Origin of the sequence: Aureimonas sp. Leaf454 (genome assembly GCF_001424685.1) — a bacterium.
GTDB lineage: Bacteria > Pseudomonadota > Alphaproteobacteria > Rhizobiales > Rhizobiaceae > Plantimonas.
The window spans coordinates 169,785-194,082 of sequence record NZ_LMQT01000020.1 but is presented as its reverse complement, the minus strand read 5'-3'; the positions used below and the strand labels follow the sequence as shown (position 1 = coordinate 194,082).

The window sequence follows — 24,298 nt, the reverse complement described above, 5'->3', positions numbered from 1 at the left end:
GCGGCTCAGGCCGCCGCGGCCACCGGCGGGGCGAACTCGACGCGATTGCGGCCGAGCGACTTGGCCGTGTAGAGCGCGCGATCGGCGGCGGAGAGAAGCTCCGGCAGCGCGCGTCCATCGCCGGTCGCCTCGACGAGACCGATGCTGACGGTCGCGCAGAGGCCGAGACCGTCGGGACGGGCCGCCGTGTCCGCGAAACGGCGACACAGGCGTTCGGCCAGACCACGCGCGCCGATCGCGCTAATGCCGGGCAGAAGGGCGGCGAACTCCTCGCCGCCGAGCCGGGCCAGAACCGCATTGACGCCGACCTCGTCGCGGGCGATCCGTGCGAACAGCTTCAAGACCTCGTCGCCGACGGCATGGCCATGACGATCGTTGATCGCCTTGAAGTGATCGAGATCGAAGGCGAGCAGCGTCACCGGCCGGCGGTCGCGGTGCTCCCCGAGAACGACGCCTCCGCGCTCAAAGAAGGCGTGCCGGTTGCCGAGGCCGGTGAGATAATCGGTCTGCGACACCTTGAGGAGGTCGCCCTGACTCTCCTCGCGCACCAGCGCCAGGAAGGCCATGGGCATCGCCACGGAATAGAGCACGGCCTCGATCATCGTGATCCGCGCGGCGATCGTGAGGACGTCCGGTCCATAGACCGAGACGAGGACGGGAAGGGCCACCGCGCGCCCGATGTAGAAGAGCGCGTGGATCGCGGAAATTGCGATCGCCACCGGACGCGATCGCAGCCCGCGAACGGTCCGGCTCCGGGCCAGCGCGATGGCCATGCCGCCGGAGACCAGGGCCACCGGGATGGAACTCACGTAGTTCCACAGCAGTCCCGTGAAACGCGATCCGAGCAGCAACCACGCCGAGCCCACCGCCGCCACGATCAGAAGCGATGGCAGCCATCGCCCCGTCTTGCCGTCGAGACGCCAGATGCCGTGCAGCAGCGTGAGATAGCCCGTGACCATGACGACATTCGTCAGCGTCGGCCCCCAGATTCCGGGAAAGCGGGCGCGCTGCATCATGATCACGCAGCCGATGGCGAGGACGAGGTAGCCGCAGGCCCAGATGCCGAGCTCTCGGGAGCGGCGAACCTGCGCCGAGCGCTCCCACACGGTCATCGCCGCGCCGACGCACAGCGTGCCGACCGTGAGGAGATAAAGGGTGGGGATGTCGATCTGCATCGGGCGCTTCGGTTCCTGCGGTCGCCCGATCCTGCAGGAGACAGTACAATGTTCCCTTACCAAGAAGGCCGAAGCGTCCTCGATGGTTAAGAGATCGCAACGGCTTCCGGCGTCGCATCCTCGAGCGGCGCGACATCGACGGAGTGTGTGGAGCGTTGCGGACCCGACGTGACGATGACGCCGCCGATCGGTGCGACATCCGCATAGTCGCGGCCGATGGCGACCTCGATATGGTCGCCTGCCGCCGCCACGCCGTTGGTCGGGTCGAAGCCGATCCAGCCGGCCTCGTCGCCGAGCCAGACGGCGAGCCAGGCATGCATGGCGTCGGCGCCCTCTAGGCGGGGCCGGCCGGGCGGGGGGAGGGTGCGCAGGAAGCCCGAGACATAGGCCGCGGGAACGCCGACCCCGCGAAGGCCGGAGATCATCGCATGGGCGAAATCCTGGCAGACGCCCTTGCGCGTTTCCATCACGGTCTCGACCGGCGTCTCGATCGTGGTCGATCCCGACTGGTAGGTGAAGGCCTCGTACATGGCCTTGGTGAGGCGCAGCATGGCGGGGCCGGCGGGCTCGTCCGGATCGGGCAGGTGCTCGCGCGCGAAGGCGGTGGCGAGCGGCGAGCACGGCAGCATCCGGCTGGCGCCGAGGAAATGCACCGGGCTGAGCGCCCCGGTGTCCCGGCAGAGGAGCGCGGTCCGGCGGAGGGCCGCAAGGTCGGGCGTGCCGCCGAGGTCCGGCGCGTTCGCCCGCGTTTCGACCCGCGCGCGCATCTCGATCTTCAGCGTCTCGTGCGGCCGGTAGAGCCGCAGGTGATCGACCCCGTTGCCAAAGAAGTCGGTCTCGCGCACGCGCTCGTCCGGTTCCGGGTCGACCTTGACGAGCTTCGAGAGGACGCATTGGCGCCGGGTCTCGCGCGGTCGAAGGCGAAGGATATGCCGGGCATCCTTGACGGCCGAAGGGTAGTGGTAGCCGAACTTCGTCGTGATGTCGTAGATCATTCGTGGTCCAGTCCCGAGACCGCCGTGTCCGGCCCCGCCGCGAAGTAGCGCTGCGTCAGGAGATCGGAAATCTCGCCGAGATCGCCCGCGATGCGATCGAGGAACGCCTGGTCGACCTCCACCGGTCCGGCGGTGGCGAGACGGACCTGCAGGCGCGCCACGCGGCGCGAGAGCTGGTCGAGCGAAGCGCCGGGCTGGACGCCCGGCAATTGCCCGATCGTCTCTTTCAGCGTGTTCACCTGGAAGGCGACCGAGCGCGGATTCAGAGGATCGAGCACGGACAGATCGAGCACGGTCTGGGGCGAGAGCGTCACCGAATAGCGCCGGCGGTAGGTCACGCGGCTGTCGACGAATTCGAGCAGCGCTTCCAACGCACCCTCCGGTGCGTCGGTCCCCAGGATGCGCGAGGCGACGCCGGCGGTCGCGCGTCCGCGCTCGATCGATCGCCCGCAGGCGAGAAAGCGCCAGCCCGCGAACTGATACATGTTCTCGCGCACGAGGCCGGTAAAGCCGGCAAGGCGCGTCAGGACCGCGCTCGTGACGTCGGAGAGGTCCGCGTCGTCCTCCGCCTCGCTCGCCAGGCTTTCGGACAGGAGCTCCACGATCTCGCCGAGAACGCGCCAGCCGTCCGGCGAGAAGCGGTCGCGGATGCGCGATGCGATGTCGAAGGCGCCCTTGACGAGGGTGAGCAGCCCCGCCGCCGGCTTCGGCGCGGCGACGTCGACGCCCAGGGTCGCGAGAAGGGTCTTCACCTCCGTTTCGAGAAGGCCCGGGCGGGCGAGCGAGGCGCGGGCCGCGTAAAGGCGCAGAAGCCGCGTCGCGACCTCGGCCCGCTCGGCATAGCGTCCGAGCCAATAGAGGTTGTCGGCCGCGCGCGCGGGAAGCGCGCCGGGTACGCGGCGCATGAAGCGGGCCTGCGGCGGCCCGAGGAGGGTCACCGGTTTCGCCTCGGTCTCGGAGGAGACCCAGACGTCGATGGAGCGCCCGCCCGCCTGCATCGAGACGGCGGTGGCTCGGGTCGCGTCCGCCACGCGGGCGAAGCCCCCCGGCATGACGTGCCAGCCATCCTCGTCGCGGGCGAGGAAGACGCGGAGCGCGACCGGCCGCGCCTCCAGACGATCGCCGACGAAGACCGGGGCGGTGGAAAGCGCCGCGACCTCCTGGCCGACGACGCCCAGCGCGTCGAGATCGAGGCTTTGCCGCAGCTCGTCCTGGCTTTGCAGGACCGGTCCGCGCGCGCTCGCCCCCTGCGGGAACGCCCTGTCCAGCGACAGGCGCTCGGCCTCGGCCTTCAGATGCGCCGCCGCCGCCGCGTCGCCGCCCCACCAGGTGGCGATGGTCGGCAAGGTCAGGCCGCCGCCGATCAGCGCCTCGGCCAAACTCGGCTGGAAGGCCATCAGCGCGCGCGTTTCGAGGATGCCGGACCCGAGCGCGTTGACGATCTCCACCTCGCCCGAGCGCACCGCCCGGACGAGACCGGGCGTGCCGATATAGCTCTTCGGGAACAGCTCCAGCGGATCGGCGAAATCGGCGTCGAGCCGGCGCCAGAGAACGCGCAGCGGCTTGAAACCATCGACGGTGCGCACTTCGATGGAGCTGCCGTGGACGACGAGATCGCCGCCTTCCAGCAGGAGAAAGCCGAGATAGCGCGCGAGGTAGGCGTGCTCGAAATAGGTCTCGTTGGCGGGGCCGGGCGTCAGGAGGCCGATGCGCGGCTGGGCGCCCCGGCCGTTGAGGGCGAAGAGCGAATCGCGGAACTTGCCGAAGAAGCCGGCGAGGCGCTGGACCTTGAGGCTGGCGGCGATCTCGGGAAAGGCCCTGGAGGTCGCCACGCGGTTCTCCAGCGCGAAGCCCGCGCCCGACGGCGCCTGCGTCCGGTCGCCGAGCACCCACCAGCGCCCGTCCGGGCCGCGGCCGAGATCGACCGCGATGAAGCGGATCAGGGGCTTGCCCGTCAGGCCCTGGCGGCCGAGCGGGCGCAGGAATTCCGGATTGCGCCCGACGAGAGCGGCGGGAAGGCGGCCCTTGGCGATGAGGGCGCGCGTGCCGTAGAGATCGCCCCCGAGCTTTTCGAGGAAGCTCGCGCGCTGGACGAGGCCGGCTTCGAGCGCGGTCCATTCCGTGGAATCGATGACGAGGGCGGGATGGGCGAGCGGCCAGCCGCGGTCGTCCTCCGTCGCGCCCGTGCCATAGACGCGGTAGAAGACGCCGGCCTCGCGCAGATATTGTCGAGACGAGCGAAAGCGCGCCGCACGCTCGGCCGGAGCCATCGCGGCGAGCGCTTCGATCAGCGGGCGGTAGTGCGGACGAAGCGCGCCCGCCTCGTCCAGCATCTCGTCATAGACGCCGGGCTGCCGGCGATAGGCCGACAGGAACGCGGCGAGCGTTTCCTTGCCGGCCGCCGCCCGCGCCGGTTTGGCCGGGCTGGCGCTCAAAGCGCCAGGCCGGACGGTCGCCTGAGGTCGAGCGTCATCGGGAAGGACGGATCGGGCACCTCGCGAAGCGGCTCGAAGTGGCCCGGCGTGTGGCCGAGCTCCTCGAAGCGCGCGAGCCGGCGCGCCTCCGCCTCGTTGGCATTGACGGGGAAGGTGTCGTAGTTGCGCCCGCCGGGATGGGCGACATGGTAGACGCAGCCGCCCAGCGAGCGCTTCGACCAGCGATCGTAGATGTCGAAGGTCAGCGGGGCGTGCACCGGGATCGTCGGATGAAGGCCCGATGCCGGCTGCCACGCCTTGAAGCGCACGCCCGCCACCGCGTCGCGCCCGTTGCCGACCGGCGTCAGCGGCACGGTGCGGCCGTTGCAGGTGACCGCGTGGCGGCCGGGATCGAAGTTCGAGAGCTTCACCTGAAGCCGCTCGACCGAAGAGTCCACGAACCGCACGGTGCCGCCGATGGCGCCGGTCTCACCCATGACGTGCCAGGGCTCCAGCGCCTGGCGGAGTTCCAGTTCGACGCCGCCGCGCTCCATCTTCCCGCAGAAGGGAAAGCGGAACTCGGACTGCGCCTCGAACCATTCGGGACGGATCGGGAAACCCGAACGCCCGAGATCGGCGAGCACCTCCAGGAAATCCTGCCAGAGGAAGGCCGGCAGCATGAAGCGGTCGTGGAGCGTGGTGCCCCAGCGCGCGAAGCGGCCGGTCTGCGGCTCCTTCCAGAACTTGGCGACGAGCGCGCGGATGAGCAGCTGCTGGGCGAGCGACATGCGCGCGTCCGGCGGCATCTCGAAGCCGCGGAACTCGACGAGCCCGAGGCGGCCCGTCGGGCCGTCCGGCGAGTAGAGCTTGTCGATGCAGATCTCGGACCGGTGCGTGTTGCCGGTGACGTCGACGAGGAGGTTGCGGAAGAGCCGGTCGACCAGCCAGGGCAGGGGCGGCGGGCCCTCGCCCGGCAGGGGCACCTGCGCCATCGCGATTTCCAACTCGTAAAGCTGGTCGTGACGTGCCTCGTCGACGCGCGGCGCCTGACTGGTCGGGCCGACGAACAGGCCCGAGAACAGATAGGACAGCGAGGGATGGCGCTGCCAGTGCAGCACGAAGGACTTCAGGAGATCGGGCCGGCGCAGGAAGGGCGAATCGTTCGGCGTCGCCCCGCCGACGACGACATGGTTGCCGCCGCCGGTTCCGGCATGCTTGCCGTCGATCATGAACTTGTCGGTGCCGAGCCGCGACTGCCGCGCCTCCTCGTAGACGGCGCGCGTGATCGAGACGCACTCCTTCCAGGACGAGGCGGGGTGGACGTTGACCTCGATGACGCCGGGATCGGGCGCGACGCGAACGACGTTGATGCGCGGATCATGCGGCGGCGGGTAGCCTTCGACGACGATCGGCAGGCCGTGATCTTCGGCCGAGGCCTCGATGGCGGCGAGAAGGTCGAGATAGGCTTCCACCGTCTCCAGCGGGGGCATGAAGACGCAGAGCCGGCCGTCCCGCGGCTCGACCGACAGCGCGGTGCGGACGGAGCCGAAGATCTCCTGGTTCACCTGCATCGGCGGCGACCAGGTGGGGGTGTCGTGGGCCTCGATGCGCCGCTGGTCGCGGCCGAGATCCTCGGGATCGGGCAGGGGACCGCGCGGCTCGGTCGGATCGGCCGGATGCGTATAGGGATAGCGCGCCGGGGCGAGATAGGGCAGCGAGCCGAGCGGCAGGCGATAGCCGACAGGGCTGTCGCCGGGCGTCAGGAAGATGTGGCCGCGCCGCGTGCCCCAGCGCTCCGACATCCAGCGGATGCCGTGCGCCTGGCTCTGCCAGGCCTGGATCGGCAAGACCATGCCGGAGACCTTGTTGAGGCCGCGGTCGAAGACGCGCGACAGGCGCAGGCGCTCCTCGGGGTCCTCCAGCTTGGAATCGGTCGGCTCGACGTTCTCGGGCAGCTGCGCCTCGCGCACCAGCCAGTATGACGGGTCTTCGAAGGCGGGCGCGACATTGTCCGCCGGCACGCCGAGCGTGGCGGCGACGTCCCGGACGAGGATCTCCGCGTCCGCGACGGTGACGCCGGTCTCGGCCGTCTCGCGGGCGACGAGGTTCACGTCGCGCCAGATCGGCTTGCCGTCGCGGCGCCAGTAGAGTGAGAAGGTCCAGCGCGGCAGCGTCTCGCCGGGATACCACTTGCCCTGGCCGTAATGGAGGAAGCCGCCGGGCGCGAAGCGCTCGCGCAGGCGGCGGATCAGGTCGTCGGCGAGCGCGCGCTTGGCCGGCCCGGTCGCGGAGGCGTTCCACTCCTCGGCCTGGAAGTCGTCGATGGAGACGAAGGTCGGCTCGCCGCCCATGGTGAGGCGCACGTCGTTGGCGGCCAGTTCCCCATCGACCGCCTCGCCCAGCGCGTCGAGCGCCGCCCAGCTCTCGTCGTCGAAGGGCGCGGAGACGCGGGGCCGCTCGGCGATGCGCTCGACCGTCATCTCGAAGGCGAACTCAACCTCCGCATAATCCACCGCGCCCGAAATCGGGGCGGCCGAGCGATAGTGCGGGGTGGCGGCGAGCGGCACGTGGCTCTCGCCGGTCATGAGGCCCGAGGTCGGATCGAGGCCGATCCAGCCGGCGCCCGGCAGGTAGACCTCGGCCCAGGCATGGAGGTCGGTGAAGTCGACCGTCGTGCCGGCGGGGCCGTCGAGGGCGACGAGATCGGGCTTCAGCTGGATCAGGTAGCCCGACACGAACCGCGCGGCGAAGCCGAGTTGGCGCATCACCTGGACGAGCAGCCAGGACGTGTCGCGGCAGGAGCCGGAGCTGCGCTCCAGCGTCTCTTCCGGCGTCTGCACGCCCGGCTCCATGCGGATGAGATAATTGATCTTCTGCGACAGGAGGCGGTTCAGCCCGACGAGGAAGTCGACCGTGTGCGTCTCCGACCGGTCGAGATCGCGCAGGAAGGTCGCGAGGAGCGGCCCCGCCTCTTCCGCGCCGAGATAGGCGAGAAGATCGGTCTTCAGCCCGTCCTCGTACTGGAACGGCCAAGCGGAGGCATATTCCTCCACGAAGAAGTCGAACGGATTGTAGACCGTCATGTCGGCCGTCAGGTCGACCTCGATCTTGAACTCCGTCGCCTTCTCCGGAAACACGAACCGCGCGAGGTAATTGCCGAAGGGGTCCTGCTGCCAGTTCACGAAATGGTTCTCGGGCGTGACCTTCAGCGAATAGGAAGGCACGCGCGTCCGAGAGTGCGGCGCAGGACGCAGGCGGATGACCTGGGGCGCGAGGCCCACCGGACGATCGTAGGTGTAGTGCGTGACGTGATGAACGGCTGCGAGAATCGACATCGGCACTCTTCGGTCGGCGACGGGCCTGCTGCGATGCGCAGCGGACCCGCGGCAGGGCGGCGGCTCGGGCCGGACCTTAGAGGCTTGCCCGACCCTCCGATAGAGACCGTCCCCGGAGCCCATCTGTCAAAGTATTTTTGCAACGCACACGCCTTTGGCGGAACCGACATTTCCGCCTTGCATTAGCCGCAAACACATACGCGCCGGCTCCGTGCCGCCCTGAGAGCCTTTTTCGATGAAGCTTTTCTCGTGTCCGTCCTGTGACAACGTCGTGTTTTTCAACAACACGAAGTGCGAGCGCTGCGGCCATTCGCTGGGCTACGAGCCCCTGTCGAACCGGATGATCGCCCTCGATCCCGATCCCGAGACCGGCTTCTGGGTCTCGGTCGGCCGAAAGGCGGACGGGTCGAAGTGGAAGTATTGCGCCAATTACGAATACGCCGTCTGTAACTGGCTGCTGCCGGCCGACAGTCCGGAGCGCCTGTCGCTCGCCTCACGCTACAACCGCGTCATTCCCGATCTGTCCAAGCCCGAGAACATGATGCTCTGGCAGCGGATGGAATTCGCCAAGCAGCGGCTGATCTACACGCTGCTGCGGCTCGAACTCCCGCTGCCGGGCCGAGCGGAGCATCCGGAGGGCCTCGCCTTCGAATTTCTCAGCGATGATCCCGCCAGTTCCGAAAAGGTTCTGACCGGTCACCAGGACGGTCTGATCACGATCTCGCTTGCCGAGGCCGACGATGCCGAGCGCGAGCGCCGGCGCACGGCCATGGGCGAACCCTACCGCACGCTGCTCGGCCACTTCCGCCATGAGGTCGGCCACTGGTACTGGGATCGGCTCGTGCGCGACGGCGGCGTCCTCGAGGCGTGCCGCGCGGTGTTCGGCGACGACACCGAGGATTACGGCGAGGCGTTGAAGCGTCACTACGCCAACGGGCCGAAGCCCGACTGGCAGGAGGACTACGTCTCGGCCTATGCCGGTTCGCACGCATGGGAGGACTTCGCCGAGACCTGGGCGCATTATCTCCACATCGTCGACTCGCTGGAGACAGGCGGCTCCTGGGGCATCACGCTGCATCCGCGCCTCGACCGGGAGGGGATCCTGACGACGGAGCTCGACTTCAAGGTCTTCGACACGACGACGACGATCGAGCAGATCTCGGAGGCCTGGTACGCACTGTCCTCCGCGCTGAACTCGCTCAACCGCTCGATGGGCCAGAAGGACGTCTATCCGTTCATCCTGTCGCCGAAGGTGATCCAGAAGATCGGTTTCATCCACGATCTCGTGCACGGCCGTGTCGGCTCGGGCAAGGCGAGGACCGGCCTGGAACAGGCTGTCGAGGACACGGGCGGGACGATCCCCGAAGGCTCGGTCGAGGTCGGCGATCGGCCGGACACGGTCGCGGCCTGATCCGGCAAATCCGATGCCCGTGACGCAAGATCGCGGCGGGCTCGGGCGTGCCAAAGCCGGTCCTTGCGCCACTTAGTCGTTCAACGGCCGATGGCGACATCGTTCGCGAAAGGGTCCCCCGTCCAGCATCGACCCTGCCTCCCGCGAGGCGGGAGACCGGCGCGGCGGACGAGGGACGACGGCGCGGAGCGCGGCACGACGATCCGCACGGGCGTCGGCCGGCCTGCGATGAAAGGGACTTCGATGCTGACCACCAATAGCGACCGGACCTTCTTCCAGGAAACGTCCTGGGGGCCGAAGATCACACCGGAGGGCGCCGACTTCCGCCTCTGGGCGCCGACCGTCTCCTCGATCCACCTCGTCACCGCGCGCGACGGCGGCGAGCCGGTCGACGTGGCGCCGCTGGAGCGCCGGGAAGACGGCTGGTGGGGCGTCTCCACCGACGCCATCGCCATCGGCGAGGCCTACGGGTTTCGCATCGATGGCGGGACCGTGGTGCCGGATCCGGCCTCCCGCGCCCAGATCGGCGACGTGCACGGCCTGTCGCGGCTCGTCGATCCCGAGTCCTATCGCTGGCGCACCAGCGGCTGGAAGGGCCGTCCCTGGGAAGAGACCGTCTTCTACGAACTGCACACCGGCACGTTCACGCCGGAGGGCACGTTCGACGCGATCATCGACAAGCTCGACTATCTCAAGGAAACCGGGGTCACCGCCATCGAGCTTCTGCCCGTCGCCCAGTTCGGCGGGCAGCGCGGCTGGGGCTACGACGGCGTCCTCCTCTACGCGCCGCACGAGGTCTATGGCGGCATCGACGGGCTGAAGCGTCTCGTGGACGCCGCGCATGAGCGCGGCCTCATGGTCTTTCTGGACGTCGTCTACAACCATTTCGGGCCGGACGGAAACTACATCGGCGTCTATGCCGAGGAGTTCTTCCACCAGGAGATCCACACGGCCTGGGGCGCGGCGATCGCCTACGACAAGAAGCCCGTTCGCGACTTCATGATCGACAACGCGCTCTACTGGCTGAACGAGGTCCGGCTGGACGGGCTGCGGCTCGACGCGATCGACTCGATCGAGGATACGACCGACGTGGAACTGGTGCGCGAACTCGCCGCCCGCGTCCGCGCCGAGATCACCGACCGCCACGTGCACCTGACGACCGAGGACGCGCGCAACATCACCTGGCATATCGAGCGCAACGAGGCCGGCGATCCCAAGCTCGTCAGCGGCGAGTGGAACGACGACTTCCACCACTGCGCCCACGCGCTGGCGACGGGCGAGACGGAAAGCTATTATTCCGACTATTCGCGCGGCTCGACCAAGCAGATCGCGCGCACGCTGGCGGAAGGCTTCACCTATCAGGGCCAGCATTCCAAGCACCGCGACCGAGACGTCGGCTTCTCCTCCGTGCACCTGCCGCCGACCGCCTTCGTCAACTTCATCCAGAATCACGACCAGATCGGCAACCGCGCCTTCGGCGACCGACTCGCCGACCTCGCCTCGCGGCGCAGCGTGCAGTGCCTGCAGGCTATCCTCTTCCTGTCGCCGCAGATCCCGCTCATCTTCATGGGCGAGGAATACGGAGAAACGCAGCCCTTCTGCTTCTTCACCGATTTCCACGGCGAGCTCGGGGAGGCCGTGTCGAAGGGCCGGAAGGAAGAGTTCAAGACCTTCGCGGCCTTCAAGAAGGAGCGCAACCGCGATCTCATTCCCGATCCGAACAAGCTCTCCACCTTCGAGGCCTCGCGGCTCGACTGGAGCGGCCGGATGCGGCCGACCTACCGGCTGGCCTGGGAGGAGAACAAGCGGCTCCTGAAGATCAGGCAGGAGAAGATCGTCCCGCATCTCCGGGACATTCCGCCCAATTCCGGCTCCTTTCACGTCTCCGACAGCCGGGCCTTCGAGGTCTGCTGGACGCTCGGCGGCGGCAAGGCGCTGCACCTGTTCGCCAATCTCGACGACGAGCCCTGGGGCCTGCCGGAGGAAATCGCGAGAAGCGAGCTCGTCGACGGCGAAGTCCTCTATGCCTCGGAGCCGGAAGCGGTTGAAATGCTCGGCGACCGGCGCCTGCCCGGCAACACCGTGGTCGTCCGTCTCGCCGACCGCCTCCAGATCGGAAAGACTGCCGATGCATGACCGTCTCGATACGCTCGCGGAAAGCCACGGGATCCAGATCGGCTACATTTCCGAACTCGGCGAGCGCAAGGTCATCGACGATGCGTCGAAGATCGCGCTTCTGCGCGCCCTTGGCGTCGATCCCGAGGGGGGCGAGGCGGGCTCGTACGACGAGAATCTCGACCCCGTCACCGCGCGCTGCGAGGTGCCGGACAGCTTGAGGCATCACAAGGTCTGGGGCGTCGCCTGCCAGCTCTACAGCCTGCGCTCGGACCGCAATCTCGGCATCGGCGACTTCGAGGACCTCGCCCGTCTCGCCTCGATCGCAGCCGGCGTCGGCGCGGCCTTCGTCGGCGTCAATCCGCTGCATGCGCTCTTCATGGCCGATGCGGCGCGCTGCAGCCCCTACTCGCCGTCGAGCCGGCGCTTCCTCAATCCGATCTTCATCGCCGTGGACAAGCTGCCGGGCGGGCCGGAGGCGATCGAGACGGTGCGGGCCGACATGGCGGAGGATTTCGCCGCACTCGGCGGCGACATCATCGACTATGCCGCCGTCGGCCGGATCAAGAACCGCCTGCTGCGCGCGATCTTCGACGCATCGCGCGGGGCGATCCTCGCGGATGACGGCTTCGAGCGCTTTGTCGCCGGCGGCGGCGAGTCCCTTCGGGCCTTCGCGCTGTTCGAGGCGCTGTCGGCCCATATGGTGCGGGAGGGCCGTCACGCCGGCTGGCACAGCTGGCCGGACGCCTACCGCGATCATGCCGCCGACGTCGTCGCGGACTTCGCCGAGGCGCACAAGGACGACGTGCTCTTCCACGTCTGGCTGCAGTTCGTCGCCGACGGCCAGCTCGGCGAGGCGCAGGCGCGCGCGCGGGGCGCCGGCATGCGGATCGGCCTCTATCTCGACTTCGCCGTCGGCGTTGCGGCGGACGGGGCGGAAACCTGGCTCGACGCGGACCTCACCATGAAGACGGCGCGCATCGGCTCGCCGCCGGACATGTTCAACTCGTCCGGCCAGGACTGGGGCATCGCGCCCTATTCGCCCAAGGCCTTGTCGGATCGGAACTACGAGCCCCTCGCGGCGACCTTCGACGCGTTGACGCGCCATGCCGGCGCGATCCGCATCGACCATGCGATGGGTCTCGCCCGCCTCTGGCTCATCCCGGAAGGGCGCGATTCCGCCGGCGGAGGCTATGTCCGCTATCCGCTGGGGCGGATGGTCGACACGGTCGCCCAGGCTTCGACCACGAACCGCTGCATCGTCATCGGCGAGGATCTCGGCACGGTGCCGCCGGGCTTCCGGCACGTGATGAGCGAAGCGGGGATCCTGTCCTACCGCGTCCTCTATTTCGAGCGGCACGGGGAGATCGCCTTTCTTCCGCCGTCCGCCTATCCCGATCTCGCGCTCGCCTGCGTCTCCACGCACGACCTGCCGACGCTGACCGGCTGGTGGCGGGCGATCGACGTCGACCTTCGCGCCGAGACCGGACGGCAGAACGCCGAGCGCACGGAGCAGCAGCGCGAGGAGCGCCGGCGCGACCGGCGCCTCCTCCTTTCCGCGCTGAAGGAGGAGACCGTCCTGCCCGAACGCTACGACCGCGTGGCCACCGGCGAGGACCCGCTGCCCGAACGCCTGGAACAGGATCTCAGCGACGCCGTTCATCGGTTCCTGGCACGCACGCCGAGCCTTCTCGTCGCCGCGCAGATCGAGGACATGGTCGGCTCGGACCGCCAGCCGAACCTGCCCGGCACCATGGACGAATATCCGAACTGGCGGATCCGGCAGGCCGTGCGCCTGGAGGATCTCGCGGACCATCAAGGCTTCGGCAGCGTTGCCGCGGCCCTTCGCCTGGAGCGTCCAGGCTTCGAGACTCCGGAGAGCGCATGAGCCGCACCCTGATCGCCACCTACCGGCTGCAGTTCCGGGAGGGGACGGATTTCGAGACGGCGCGGGCGCTGGCGCCCTATCTCCAGACGCTCGGCGTCAGCCATCTCTACGCATCGCCGATCTTCTCGGCCTCGCCCGGCTCGACGCACGGCTACGATGTCGTCGACTACAACCGGTTCGAGGCCGATCTCGGCGGCGACGACGGGTTCCTGCGGATGAGCGACGCGCTGTCGGGGCGCGACATCGGGCTGCTCCTCGACTTCGTTCCGAACCATATGGGCGTCAGCCCTGAAAACGCGTGGTGGGAGGACGTTCTCGCCTGGGGCCGCGATTCCCGTCACGCGCACACGTTCGACATCGCCTGGGATGCGGAGAAGGTGCTGATCCCCGTCCTCGGCAAGCCCTATGGCGAGGCCGCGGCATCGGGCGATCTGTCGGTCGTGCTCGACCGGGAACGGGCACGCCTGCGCTTCGACGCGGCAGGCTACGAACTGCCGCTCGATCCGCGCACGCTCGGCGCGATCTTCGGCTTTCTCGACCATCCCGAGCGCGACCGGCTGATCCGCCGCTTCGCGGTCGCGACGCCGGTGGAGGCGGAGGAGCTGACCGAGCGGCTGCGCGAGCATCTGGCCGAGGAGAGCTTCGCCACCGCGCTGGATGCCGCCATCGCCGCGATGAACGCCGACAAGGCGGCCCTCCACGATCTCCACGAGGCGCAGGTCTGGCGGCTCGCCTGGTGGCGCACGGCGCGCGAGAAGCTGACCTATCGCCGCTTCTTCGAGATCGCGGACCTCATCGGCGTGCGCCAGGAACTGCGCCACGTCTTTCGCGATTCCCACCGCACGATCATCCGGCTGGCCCGCGAGCGCCGCCTCGACGGCATCCGCATCGACCATGTCGACGGCCTCGCCGATCCCAAGGCCTATCTCGAGGACCTGCGCCAGGCCTTCCAGTCGGTCCGACGCGAGCCGATGATCCATGTCGAGAAGATCCTGACCGGCGAGGAGCGCCTTCGCACCTCCTGGAAGATCGAGGGCACGACCGGCTACGAGTTCATCACCGCGTTGGCGGGCCTCTATGTCGATGCGGGGCAGGAGGCCGCAATGACGGCAGCCTATGCCGGCTTCCTCGGACAGGAGGAGGATCTGCGCGCCATGATCCTGTCCCAGAAGCGCTCGATCTTCTCGCGCAATCTGGCGGGCGAACTCGCCTATCTCACGGGCGAGGCGCTCGGCGTCGCGGGCCGGGGTCTGGCCACGCGCGATCTCGGGCAGGACACGATCTCGCGCTCGATCGTCGAGGTCGCGGCGGCGCTGCCGGTCTACCGCACCTATGTCGGCGTCGAGGGCGTTCCCGCCAAGGACGCCGCCATCATCGACGCCGCCGTGGATCTGGCGAAATCGCGGCGGGAGGTCGAGGCCGACGAGCCGATCGACTTCATCGGCCGGCTCCTCAAGCTCGACTTCGAGGACGGGCGCGACGTCGCGGGCGCGCTGAACTTCACGCGCCGCTTCCAGCAGACGACCGGCGCGGTCATGGCCAAGGCCGTCGAGGACACGGTCTTCTACCGCTACAACCGCCTGATCGCGCTGAACGAGGTCGGCGGCGAGCCCGACCATTACGGCGCGCCGGTCTCCAGCTTCCACGCGGCGATGGAGATCCGCGTGGAGGACCAGCCGGAGGGCCTGCTCGCCACCTCCACCCACGACACCAAGCGCGGCGAGGACGCCCGTGCGCGGCTCTACAGCTTGAGCGAGGCGCCGGACCGCTGGGCGGAGATCGTGAAGGGCCTTGCCGAGCGCATGGCGCCCTTCCGGATCGAGGTCGCGCCGGGCGTCGTCTCGCCGGATCCTGCAAGCGAGTGGATGTTCTACCAGGGGCTTCTCGGCGTCCTGCCGGCGGATTTCGATCCGTCGGATGCCGAGGCCCGCAAGGCGATCGGCCAGCGGCTCGCGGGCTTCATGGAAAAGGCGGTGCGGGAGGCCAAGCGCTACACGAGCTGGACCGCGCCGGCGGAAGCCTACGAGACCGCGCTGCAGGATTTCGTCGCCGCGGCCCTCGACGCGGGGAAGACCGGCTCGTTCCTCGCCGACTTCTGGGCCGAGGCTCAGCCCTTCGTCGCGGCGGGCGCACTGACCTCGCTGTCGCAGACCCTGATCAAGATGGCGGCTCCGGGCGTGCCGGACATCTACCAGGGCACGGAGTTCTACGACCTCAGCCTCGTCGATCCCGACAACCGCCGCTCGATCGACTTTCCCGCGCGCGAGGAAACCATGTCGAACGGCCATTCCATGACCGGCGCGCTGGAGCACTGGCGCAACGGGCATGTGAAGGCCAAGCTGACGGCCGCGGGTCTGAAGGTGCGGGCGAGCGCGCCCGAGCTCTTCACCAAGGGGGCCTACGTGCCGCTGGAGGTCGAGGGAGAGAAGGCGGCCCATGTCGTCGCCTTCGCCCGCACCGACGGGGAGGGACGCGCCGCCATCGCGATCGCGCCGCGCCTCTGCCTGTCGCTTCTGGGCAGCGGAGCCGGCTTCCTGCCGAGCGAGGGCGGCTGGGGCGACACGCGGGTGATTCTGCCGCGCAAGCTGTCGGGCCTCACCTACGACGACGGGCTGGAGGGCGGCACGGTGAAGATCGGCTCCGCCATCGAGATGGCGGGACTGCCGAACGACCTGCCCTTCGCGCTCCTGATCTCGACCTGAGACAAGGGACTTCGTCGACGCCGCCGGTCTTCCTCGTCGAAGGGAAGGCGGGCGGCGTCGATCCTTGGGCGATCCGTGCCGGGCGAGGGGACGGCCGCTCCGACTCGGGCTCGGGCTCGGGCAAGCTTCCTCGGCTACGTGGAACCTCAAGTTCCAGGCAGCGGATCGGATTGCCAGACCCATGCAGACCGGCGTCCTTCTCGGCTTTCTCGGCTATTTCATCTACGCGTGTTCGGATGCGCTGATCAAAGCGCTCGGACCCTCGCTTCCGGTTTTCGAGATCGCCTTCTTCACCGCGCTCTTCGCGCTGATCCCGGCGCTCTTCACCAAGCGGCGCGAGGACGACTGGGGCGCGATCTTCGTGCCCCGCAACAAGACGCTCGTCGCCGTGCGGATGACGAGCGGCACGATCGGCGGCCTTCTCGCGGTCGTCGCCTTCACGACGCTGCCGCTGGCCGAAGCCTACGCGCTGATCTTCCTCCTCCCGATCTTCGTCACGGTCCTGTCCGCGATCTTCCTCGGGGAAACGATCGGATGGAAGCGGCGCGTGGCCGTCGTCGTCGGGCTTCTCGGCGTCATCCTGGTCGTGCGTCCAGGCTTTCGCGAGATCCTGCCGGGGCACCTCGCGGCCGTCGGCTGCGCGCTGTGCGGGGCGGTGACGGTGATCGTCCTGCGCAAGCTCGGCCCGACCGAGCGGCGCATCACGCTGATCGGCTCCGTCATCGTCGCCTCGATCGCCGTCAACGGCGTCCTGATGATCCCGACCTTCGTCATGCCCTCGCCGGAGATCTTCCATCTCATGGTGGGCGCCGGCATCTGCGCCGGGCTCGGCCATCTGATCCAGGTCTTCGCGACGCGCGCCGCCCCCGCCAACCGCGTCGCGCCGACCCAGTACAGCCAGATCATCTGGGCGGCCGTGATCGGCGCGAGCTTCTTCGGGGAGGTGCCGGATCTCGTCGGCATCCTCGGCATGGCGCTCGTCGGCACGGCCGGGCTCTTCACGTTTCTGCGGGAGGAAGAGCGCTTCAAGTGGTCCTGGCGCACGCCGCTGGTGCGCAACCGCATCTGAGGACCCGGCGCCGCGCGATTGCGCTCCGGTCCCGGCCCGAGGATCCGGCCGTCCTGCCGCGTCCTCGCGCCGCACCGACCCAAGCCATGTCGTATCCAGCTACTACCCGCCGCCTCGCGAGCGATCCTAGTCTCGTTGCCAGGGAAGCTGAGGGACGGCCGGTCGGCCTTCCGGCGGAGAGCAGGGCAGGCAGGGCATGGCAAAGCTGATTCACGCGATGATCCGCGTCGTCGACGAGGCGCGGTCGGTCGCCTTCTACGAGGCGGCCTTCGGGCTCGTCGTCGCGGACCGGTTCGAATTCGACGGGTTCACGCTTCTCTACCTCTCGAATGCCGAGACCGGCTTCGAACTGGAGCTCACCGTCAACGCGGGCCGCACCGCCTACGATCTCGGCGATGGCTACGGCCATCTCGCCGTGTCCGTCGACGACCTCGAGGCGGAGCACGGGCGCCTCGTCGCGGCCGGTCTGTCTCCGAAGGACATCAAGGAGCTCGGCCATCCCAGCGGCCTCAAGGCGCGGTTCTTCTTCATCGAGGATCCCGACGGCTACAAGATCGAGGTTCTCCAGCGGGGGGGCCGATACCTCTAGACCCACGAACGACCGGCCGGCGGTCCTTCGCAGGGAAGGAGGCGGGCCGAAGACTGGAACCGCCGGCGCTGGGAGGCGCCTTTCGGCGGTCGATCTCGGGAGGAGACTGACGACATGACCAAACCGGACCTCCAGGCCGCAGGCCTGTCCCGCCGCCGCTTTCTGCAGGGCGTCGCCGGCTCGACGCTTCTGGCGATGACGATCGGCCCGGACGGGCTCGTCTCGGGCAAGGCCTGGGCCCAGATGCCCAAGGCGACGAAGCCCGAGACCTTCGCCTCGCTCGTCCAGATGTCGCGCGACTGCTATCCGCACGACAAGATCGAGGACACATACTACGCCAACGCGGTGACCATCATCGACGAGGCCGCGCGCTCCTCGCCCGAGCAGCTCGCGCTTCTCGAAGACGGCATGGCCGCTCTCGACAAGGCGGCCGCCGATGCGCACGGCTCGCCCTACGCCAAGCTCGCCCGGGAAGAGGACCGCGTCGCTCTCCTGAAGGCGATCGAGGAGGGGCCGTTCTTCCAGAAGGTCCGCGGCAATCTGGTGGTCGGGTTCTACAACCAGAAGGAGCTCTGGCCGATCTTCGGCTACGAGGGCGCGTCCTTCGACAAGGGCGGCTACATCGAGCGCGGCTTCGACGACATCAGCTGGCTCGCCTGACCGGCGGTCATCCGCCCGCCATCCACCACGTCACGTTCGAGCCCGGTCCGGGCCGTCCGCAAAGACGGACGCCCGGAACTCGCGGCAGGGAGGAACAGAATCATGCCCGCACCCTATGATCTCAACGATTCCAGCGTCTTCGTCATCGTCGGCTCCGGCGCCGGCGGCGGTACGCTCGGCACGCAGCTTGCCCTCAAGGGCATCGACACGGTGATCCTGGAAGCCGGCAAACGGCACGAGACCTGGGACTTCATCAACGACGAATGGGACAGCTTCTCCCAGCTCGCCTGGACCGACAAGCGCCTGACCTCGGGATCCTGGGACATCACGAAGACCTTCCCGAACCTGCCGGCCTGGATCGTCAAATCGGTCGGCGGCTCCACGGTCCACTGGGCGGGCGCCTCGCTGCGCTTCCAGGAGCACGAGTTCAAGACGAAGACCCATTACGGCGAGATGGCCGGCGCGAACCTCCTGGACTGGCCGATCGACCTCAAGGAGATGGAACCCTGGTACGCCATGGCCGAGGACCGGATGGGCGTGACGCGCACCAACGGCATTCCCGGCCTGCCCGGCAACAACAATTTCAAGGTTCTGGAGGCCGGTGCCAAGAAGATCGGCTACAAGGAGGTCCACACCGGCAACATGGCGATCAATTCCGAGCCGCGGGACGAGCGGTCCTCGTGCCTGCAGATCGGCTTCTGCTTCCAGGGCTGCAAGTCGGGCGCCAAATGGTCGACGCTCGTCGCGGAAATTCCGAAGGGCGAGGCGACCGGCCGGCTCGAAGTGCGCCCGTCCTGCCAGGTCCTGCGCATCGAGCACGACGACGCCGGCAAGGTCACGGGCGTCGTCTATGCCGATGCGGACGGCGTGGAGCAGCGCCAGAAGGCGCGCGGCATCGCGGTCGCGGGCAATTCGATCGAGAGCCCGCGCCTCCTCCTCAACTCGCACTCGTCGAAATTCCCGGACGGGCTCGCCAATTCCTCGGGGCAGGTCGGACGGAACTACATGCGTCATACGACCGGCTCGGTCTACGGCCTCTTCGACAAGCCGGTGCACATGTACCGCGGCACGACCATGGCCGGCATCGTGCGCGACGAGGCGCGGCACGACACGAGCCGGGGCTTTGCCGGCGGCTACGAACTGGAGACGCTGTCGCTCGGCCTGCCGTTCATGGCGGCGTTCCTCGACCCGCAGAAATGGGGCCGCGACTTCTCGGATGCGCTCGACAACTACAAGAACCTCGCCGGCCTCTGGATCGTCGGCGAAGACATGCCGAGCGAGGACAACCGCATCACCTTGGCCTCTGACGACAAGGACGCCTTCGGAATGCCGGTCGCCTCGGTACACTTCGACGACCACGAGAACGACAAGGCGATGCGCGAGCATGCCTACAAGCAGGGTTCCGCGATCTACGACTCGATCGGCGCGCTGAAGACGATCCACACGCCGCCCTATCCCTCCACCCACAATCTCGGCACCAACCGGATGAGCGAGGCGGCCGCGGACGGCGTCGTGAACCGCTTCGGCCAGACGCACGACATCCCGAACCTCTTCGTCTCGGACGGCTCGCAGTTCACGACGGGCGCGGCGGAAAACCCGACGCTGACGATCGTGGCGCTGGCCTTGCGGCAGGCCGACCACATCGCGACGCGGATGAGCCGCGGGGAGTTGTAAGGCCTCGCAGAGGTCGGGACGGGAGAAGCGAAGGCCCCGGCGTCCGGCGTCGGGGCCTTTGTCGTTACGCCGCGACGCGGACGGGCAGGGTCGTCGTGCGACCGGTTTCGGCAAAGCGCAGGCAGGCGCAGCGCAGTAGCGAGGCGAAATTGCGCGCTTCGCCATGAAGCTCCAGCACCTCGTCGTAGAGGGCGGTGAGGAAGCGCGGCAGGGTCATGCCCTGCGCCTGCGCCAGATCCTCCAGCACGCGCCAGTACATGACCTCCAGGCGGATCGACGTGGAATAGCCGGCCAGACGCACCGAGCGCGTTTCGCTTTCATATTCGGCCATCGGGATACCCGAAAATACGTGACACATAGCGATGCCTCCGCCTTGGAACGATTCCATATTCCGTCATTCGGCGCTTCGCACAATCTCCTTTCCGTGCTGCATTGCAACGAGAGCTGACTTGGCGTTAGCTCTTGGCGGGGTATCGAACTTTCTGGGGGCAGACGCTTGACCATCCGCAAAATCCTCGTGGCGAACCGATCCGAAATCGCGATCCGGGTGTTCCGCGCCGCGAACGAGCTCGGGCTGAAGACCGTCGCCATCTGGGCGGAAGAGGACAAGCTCGCTCTGCACCGGTTCAAGGCGGACGAAAGCTACCAGGTCGGGCGCGGTCCGCACCTCAAGCGGGACCTCGGGCCGATCGAGAGCTATCTCTCGATCGAGGAAATCATCCGCGTCGCCAAGCTGTCCGGCGCCGATGCGATCCATCCGGGATACGGCCTTTTGTCGGAAAGCCCGGAATTCGTCGATGCCTGCAAGGAAGCCGGGCTCATCTTCATCGGCCCCACCGGCGACACGATGCGCCGGCTCGGCAACAAGGTGCAGGCGCGCAACCTCGCCATCGAGGTCGGCGTGCCCGTGGTGCCCGCGACCGACCCGCTGCCGGACGACATGGACGAGGTGCGCCGCATGGCGGCCACGATCGGCTATCCCGTGATGCTGAAGGCCTCCTGGGGCGGCGGCGGGCGCGGCATGCGCGCGGTGCGCGAGGAGAAGGACCTCGAGCGCGAGGTCATGGAGGGCAAGCGCGAGGCCAAGGCCGCCTTCGGCAAGGACGAGGTCTATCTCGAGAAGCTCGTCGAGCGCGCCCGGCACGTCGAGGTGCAGATCCTCGGCGACACGCATGGCAACGTCGTCGACCTCTTCGAGCGCGACTGCTCGATCCAGCGCCGCAACCAGAAGGTGGTCGAGCGCGCGCCCGCGCCGTATCTTTCCGACGAGCGGCGGCGCGAACTGGCGGCCTATGCGCGGAAACTCGCCGAGGCGACGGCCTATGTCGGCGCCGGCACGGTCGAATTCCTGATGGATGCCGATAGCGGCGAATTCTACTTCATCGAGGTGAACCCGCGCATCCAGGTCGAGCACACGGTGACCGAGGTCGTCACCGGCATCGACATCGTGAAGGCGCAGATCCACATTCTCGACGGGCATGCGATCGGCACGCCCGAAAGCGGCGTGCCGGCTCAGGCCGACATCCGGCTCAACGGTCATGCGCTGCAGTGCCGCATCACGACCGAGGACCCCGAGCACAACTTCATTCCCGATTACGGACGCATCACCGCCTATCGCGGCGCGACGGGCTTCGGCATCCGGCTCGACGGCGGCACGGCTTATTCCGGGGCGGTGATCACGCGCTTTTACGATCCGCTGCTGGAGAAGGTGACGGCCTGGGCGCCCAGCCCCGAGGAGGCGATCGCGCGCATGGATCGGGCGCTCCGCGAGTTCCGGATCCGCGGCGTCGCGACGAACCTGACCTTCCTCGAAGCGATCATCACGCATCCGTCCTTCCGCGACAATTCCTACACGACGAAGTTCATCGACACGACGCCGGAGCTCTTCGCGCAGGTGAAGCGCCGCGACCGCGCGACGAAGCTCCTGACCTATCTCGCCGACGTCTCCGTCAACGGCCATCCCGAGACGCGCGCCCGGCCGAAGCCGAACAAGGATCTGGCGAGGCCGGTCGCGCCCGTCTACGAGGCGCCGCTCCTGCCAGGCTCCCGACAGAAGCTCGACGAGCTCGGGCCCGCGGGGTTTGCGGCCTGGATGCGCGCGCAGCCCCAGGTGCTCGTCACCGACACGACGATGCGCGACGGCCACCAGTCGCTGCTGGCCACGCGCATGCGCACGCATGATATCGTGACGATCGCGGACGCCTATGCGCGCGCGCTGCCCCAGCTCCTCAGCCTCGAATGCTGGGGCGGCGCGACCTTCGACGTCGCCATGCGGTTCCTCACGGAGGATCCCTGGGAGCGGCTCGCGCTCATTCGCGAGCGCGCGCCGAACATCCTCCTCCAGATGCTGCTGCGCGGCTCGAACGGCGTCGGCTACACCAATTATCCCGACAACGTCGTCAAGTATTTCGTCGCCGAAGCGGCCAAGGGCGGCGTCGATCTCTTCCGCGTCTTCGACTGCCTCAACTGGGTCGAGAACATGCGCGTCTCGATCGACGCGGTGCGCGAGGCGGACAAGCTCTGCGAGGGCGCGATCTGCTACACGGCCGATCTCCTCGACTCGGCCCGCCCGAAATACGACCTCAAATATTATGTGGGCCTCGCCCGGGAGATGGAAGCGGCCGGCGCGCACATCCTCGGCGTCAAGGACATGGCGGGCCTCCTGAAGCCGGCCGCCGCGCGCGTTCTCTTCAAGGCGCTGCGCGAGGAGGTGGGCCTGCCCATCCACTTCCACACGCACGACACGTCCGGCATCGCGGCGGCGACGATCCTGGCGGCGGTGGACGCGGGCGTCGACGCGATCGACGCGGCGATGGACGCCTTTTCCGGCAACACGTCGCAACCCTGCCTCGGCTCCCTGAACGAGGCGCTGTCGGGCTCGGAGCGCGATCCCGGCCTCGACCAGGACGCGATCCGCCGGATCTCGTTCTACTGGGAGGCCGTGCGGCACCAGTATTCGGCCTTCGAGAGCGACCTCAAGGGGCCGGCGTCGGAGGTCTATCTTCACGAAATGCCGGGCGGACAGTTCACCAACCTCAAGGAGCAGGCCCGCTCGCTCGGCCTCGACACCAAGTGGCACGCGGTCGCGCAGACCTATGCGGACGTCAACCAGATGTTCGGCGACATCGTGAAGGTCACGCCGTCCTCCAAGGTCGTCGGCGACATGGCGTTGATGATGGTCAGCCAGGATCTCTCGGTGGCCGAGGTCGAGGACCCCGCCAAGGATCTCGCCTTCCCCGACAGCGTCGTCTCGATGCTGCGCGGGGATCTCGGACAGCCGGCCGGCGGCTGGCCGGCGGCGCTGCAGAAGAAGGTGCTGAAGGGCGAGGCGCCGATCACGGTGCGCCCGGGCTCGCTCATTCCCGATGCCGATCTCGCCGCCGAGCGCGCGAAGATCGAGGAGAAGCTCGGGGGCAAGATCGACGATCAGGCTTTCGCCGCCTATCTCATGTATCCCAAGGTCTTCACCGACTTCCATGCCGCCCAGGACCTCTACGGCCCCGTCTCCATGCTGCCGACGCCGGCCTATTTCTACGGGCTCGCCCAGGAGGAGGAGGTGCTCGTCGATCTCGAGCGGGGCAAGACGCTGGTCGTGCGCAATCTCGGCTTCGGCGAAACCGACGACAAGGGCATGCGCACGGTCTTCTTCGAGCTGAACGGCCAGCCCCGCCGCGTGAAGGTGCCCGACCGCAACCGCGCGGGCGCGGCCGTGGCCAAGCCGAAGGTCGAGCCGGGCAACCCGAACCATGTGGGCGCGCCGATGCCCGGCGTCGTCTCGACGCTCGCGGTCGCCGCCGGCCAGAGCGTCAAGACCGGCGACGTTCTCCTCTCGATCGAGGCGATGAAGATGGAAACGGCGCTTCATGCCGACCGCGACGGAACGATCGAAGCCGTCAACGTGAAGGTCGGCGACCAGATCGACGCCAAGGACCTCCTCGTCTCCTTCAAGGCGGGATGACGGTTTCCCCGAGTGATCGCCGCCGGCGGTCGTTCGGCGGACGAACCGAGGATCTCGTCGGTCGACGATTCGATCGGTCTTGGATCGAGGGAGCGGTTCCCTCCGGAGCTTGAAGGATCCGTTCCGGAGAGACGGATCCTACCTCGAACGGGTAACGGCCGTCTCAGCGAGACAGCGGGGCGAAGGGGACGGGTCTCGCGCCGCCCTCCGGGATGGCTCGCGAGCGAAGACAGAGGCCGCTCTCCCTCTCTTCGACGACGCATCCGTCCTGCCGACGATCCTTTTCGATTTCGGGACGATGCTGCAGCGGCGC

The 24,298-nt window shown here is 68.2% G+C and carries 14 protein-coding genes; 9 read left to right on the top strand and 5 right to left on the bottom strand.

Translation table 11 applies throughout. From position 1 onward, the window contains the following. Nucleotides 1-5: 5 nt before the first annotated feature. The 4 genes from ASG43_RS14415 to ASG43_RS14400 form a co-directional block, all read right to left on the bottom strand. Nucleotides 6-1,175, bottom strand: coding sequence for a GGDEF domain-containing protein (locus tag ASG43_RS14415; RefSeq protein WP_056506282.1), 1,170 nt, complete (start codon nucleotides 1,173-1,175; stop codon nucleotides 6-8). Between the two features lie 86 nt (nucleotides 1,176-1,261). Next, nucleotides 1,262-2,170 (bottom strand): transglutaminase family protein, encoded by a 909-nt coding sequence (locus tag ASG43_RS14410; RefSeq protein ID WP_056506279.1) that lies wholly within the window; start codon nucleotides 2,168-2,170, stop codon nucleotides 1,262-1,264. After that, nucleotides 2,167-4,605, bottom strand: a complete 2,439-nt coding sequence (locus ASG43_RS14405) for a circularly permuted type 2 ATP-grasp protein (RefSeq protein WP_244488104.1) — start codon at nucleotides 4,603-4,605, stop codon at nucleotides 2,167-2,169. The genes ASG43_RS14410 and ASG43_RS14405 overlap by 4 nt, the downstream gene beginning before the upstream one ends. After that, nucleotides 4,602-7,919: a transglutaminase family protein gene (locus tag ASG43_RS14400; RefSeq protein ID WP_056506276.1), complete on the bottom strand. Its 3,318-nt coding sequence runs from the start codon at nucleotides 7,917-7,919 to the stop codon at nucleotides 4,602-4,604. Before ASG43_RS14400 ends, ASG43_RS14405 begins: the two co-directional genes overlap by 4 nt. Before the next feature lie 235 nt (nucleotides 7,920-8,154). Between ASG43_RS14400 and ASG43_RS14395 the strand changes: the two genes are divergently transcribed. The 8 genes from ASG43_RS14395 (at nucleotide 8,155) to ASG43_RS14360 (ending at nucleotide 20,027) form a co-directional block, all read left to right on the top strand. Then, nucleotides 8,155-9,330: a putative zinc-binding peptidase gene (locus tag ASG43_RS14395; protein ID WP_056506271.1), complete on the top strand. Its 1,176-nt coding sequence runs from the start codon at nucleotides 8,155-8,157 to the stop codon at nucleotides 9,328-9,330. A 243-nt stretch (nucleotides 9,331-9,573) separates the two neighbouring features. Further along, nucleotides 9,574-11,466, top strand: a complete 1,893-nt coding sequence (gene treZ / locus ASG43_RS14390) for a malto-oligosyltrehalose trehalohydrolase (RefSeq protein WP_156386713.1) — start codon at nucleotides 9,574-9,576, stop codon at nucleotides 11,464-11,466. Then, a complete protein-coding gene (gene malQ / locus ASG43_RS14385; protein WP_056506266.1) occupies nucleotides 11,459-13,333 on the top strand; it encodes a 4-alpha-glucanotransferase in 1,875 nt (624 codons plus the stop codon). The genes treZ and malQ overlap by 8 nt, the downstream gene beginning before the upstream one ends. Continuing rightward, on the top strand, nucleotides 13,330-16,035 hold the full coding sequence (treY, locus tag ASG43_RS14380; RefSeq protein ID WP_056506263.1) for a malto-oligosyltrehalose synthase: 2,706 nt from the start codon (nucleotides 13,330-13,332) through the stop codon (nucleotides 16,033-16,035). The genes malQ and treY overlap by 4 nt, the downstream gene beginning before the upstream one ends. A gap of 181 nt (nucleotides 16,036-16,216) precedes the next feature. After that, nucleotides 16,217-17,104: a DMT family transporter gene (locus ASG43_RS14375; protein ID WP_056506261.1), complete on the top strand. Its 888-nt coding sequence runs from the start codon at nucleotides 16,217-16,219 to the stop codon at nucleotides 17,102-17,104. Between the two features lie 196 nt (nucleotides 17,105-17,300). After that, on the top strand, nucleotides 17,301-17,693 hold the full coding sequence (locus tag ASG43_RS14370; protein ID WP_056506258.1) for a VOC family protein: 393 nt from the start codon (nucleotides 17,301-17,303) through the stop codon (nucleotides 17,691-17,693). Between the two features lie 114 nt (nucleotides 17,694-17,807). Next, a complete protein-coding gene (locus ASG43_RS14365; RefSeq protein WP_056506255.1) occupies nucleotides 17,808-18,353 on the top strand; it encodes a gluconate 2-dehydrogenase subunit 3 family protein in 546 nt (181 codons plus the stop codon). A 102-nt stretch (nucleotides 18,354-18,455) separates the two neighbouring features. Next, entirely contained in the window at nucleotides 18,456-20,027 is a 1,572-nt protein-coding gene (locus tag ASG43_RS14360) for a GMC family oxidoreductase (RefSeq protein WP_056506253.1), read from the top strand. A gap of 64 nt (nucleotides 20,028-20,091) precedes the next feature. Here ASG43_RS14360 and ASG43_RS14355 read toward each other — a convergent pair whose 3' ends face one another. Beyond that, on the bottom strand, nucleotides 20,092-20,358 hold the full coding sequence (locus tag ASG43_RS14355) for a ribbon-helix-helix domain-containing protein (protein ID WP_244488103.1): 267 nt from the start codon (nucleotides 20,356-20,358) through the stop codon (nucleotides 20,092-20,094). A 165-nt stretch (nucleotides 20,359-20,523) separates the two neighbouring features. Here ASG43_RS14355 and pyc point away from each other — a divergent pair, with 165 nt between their 5' ends. Then, the gene (gene pyc / locus ASG43_RS14350; protein ID WP_056506246.1) at nucleotides 20,524-23,985 is read left to right on the top strand and encodes a pyruvate carboxylase; all 3,462 of its coding nucleotides are present in this window, start codon (nucleotides 20,524-20,526) and stop codon (nucleotides 23,983-23,985) included. Nucleotides 23,986-24,298 lie beyond the last annotated feature (313 nt).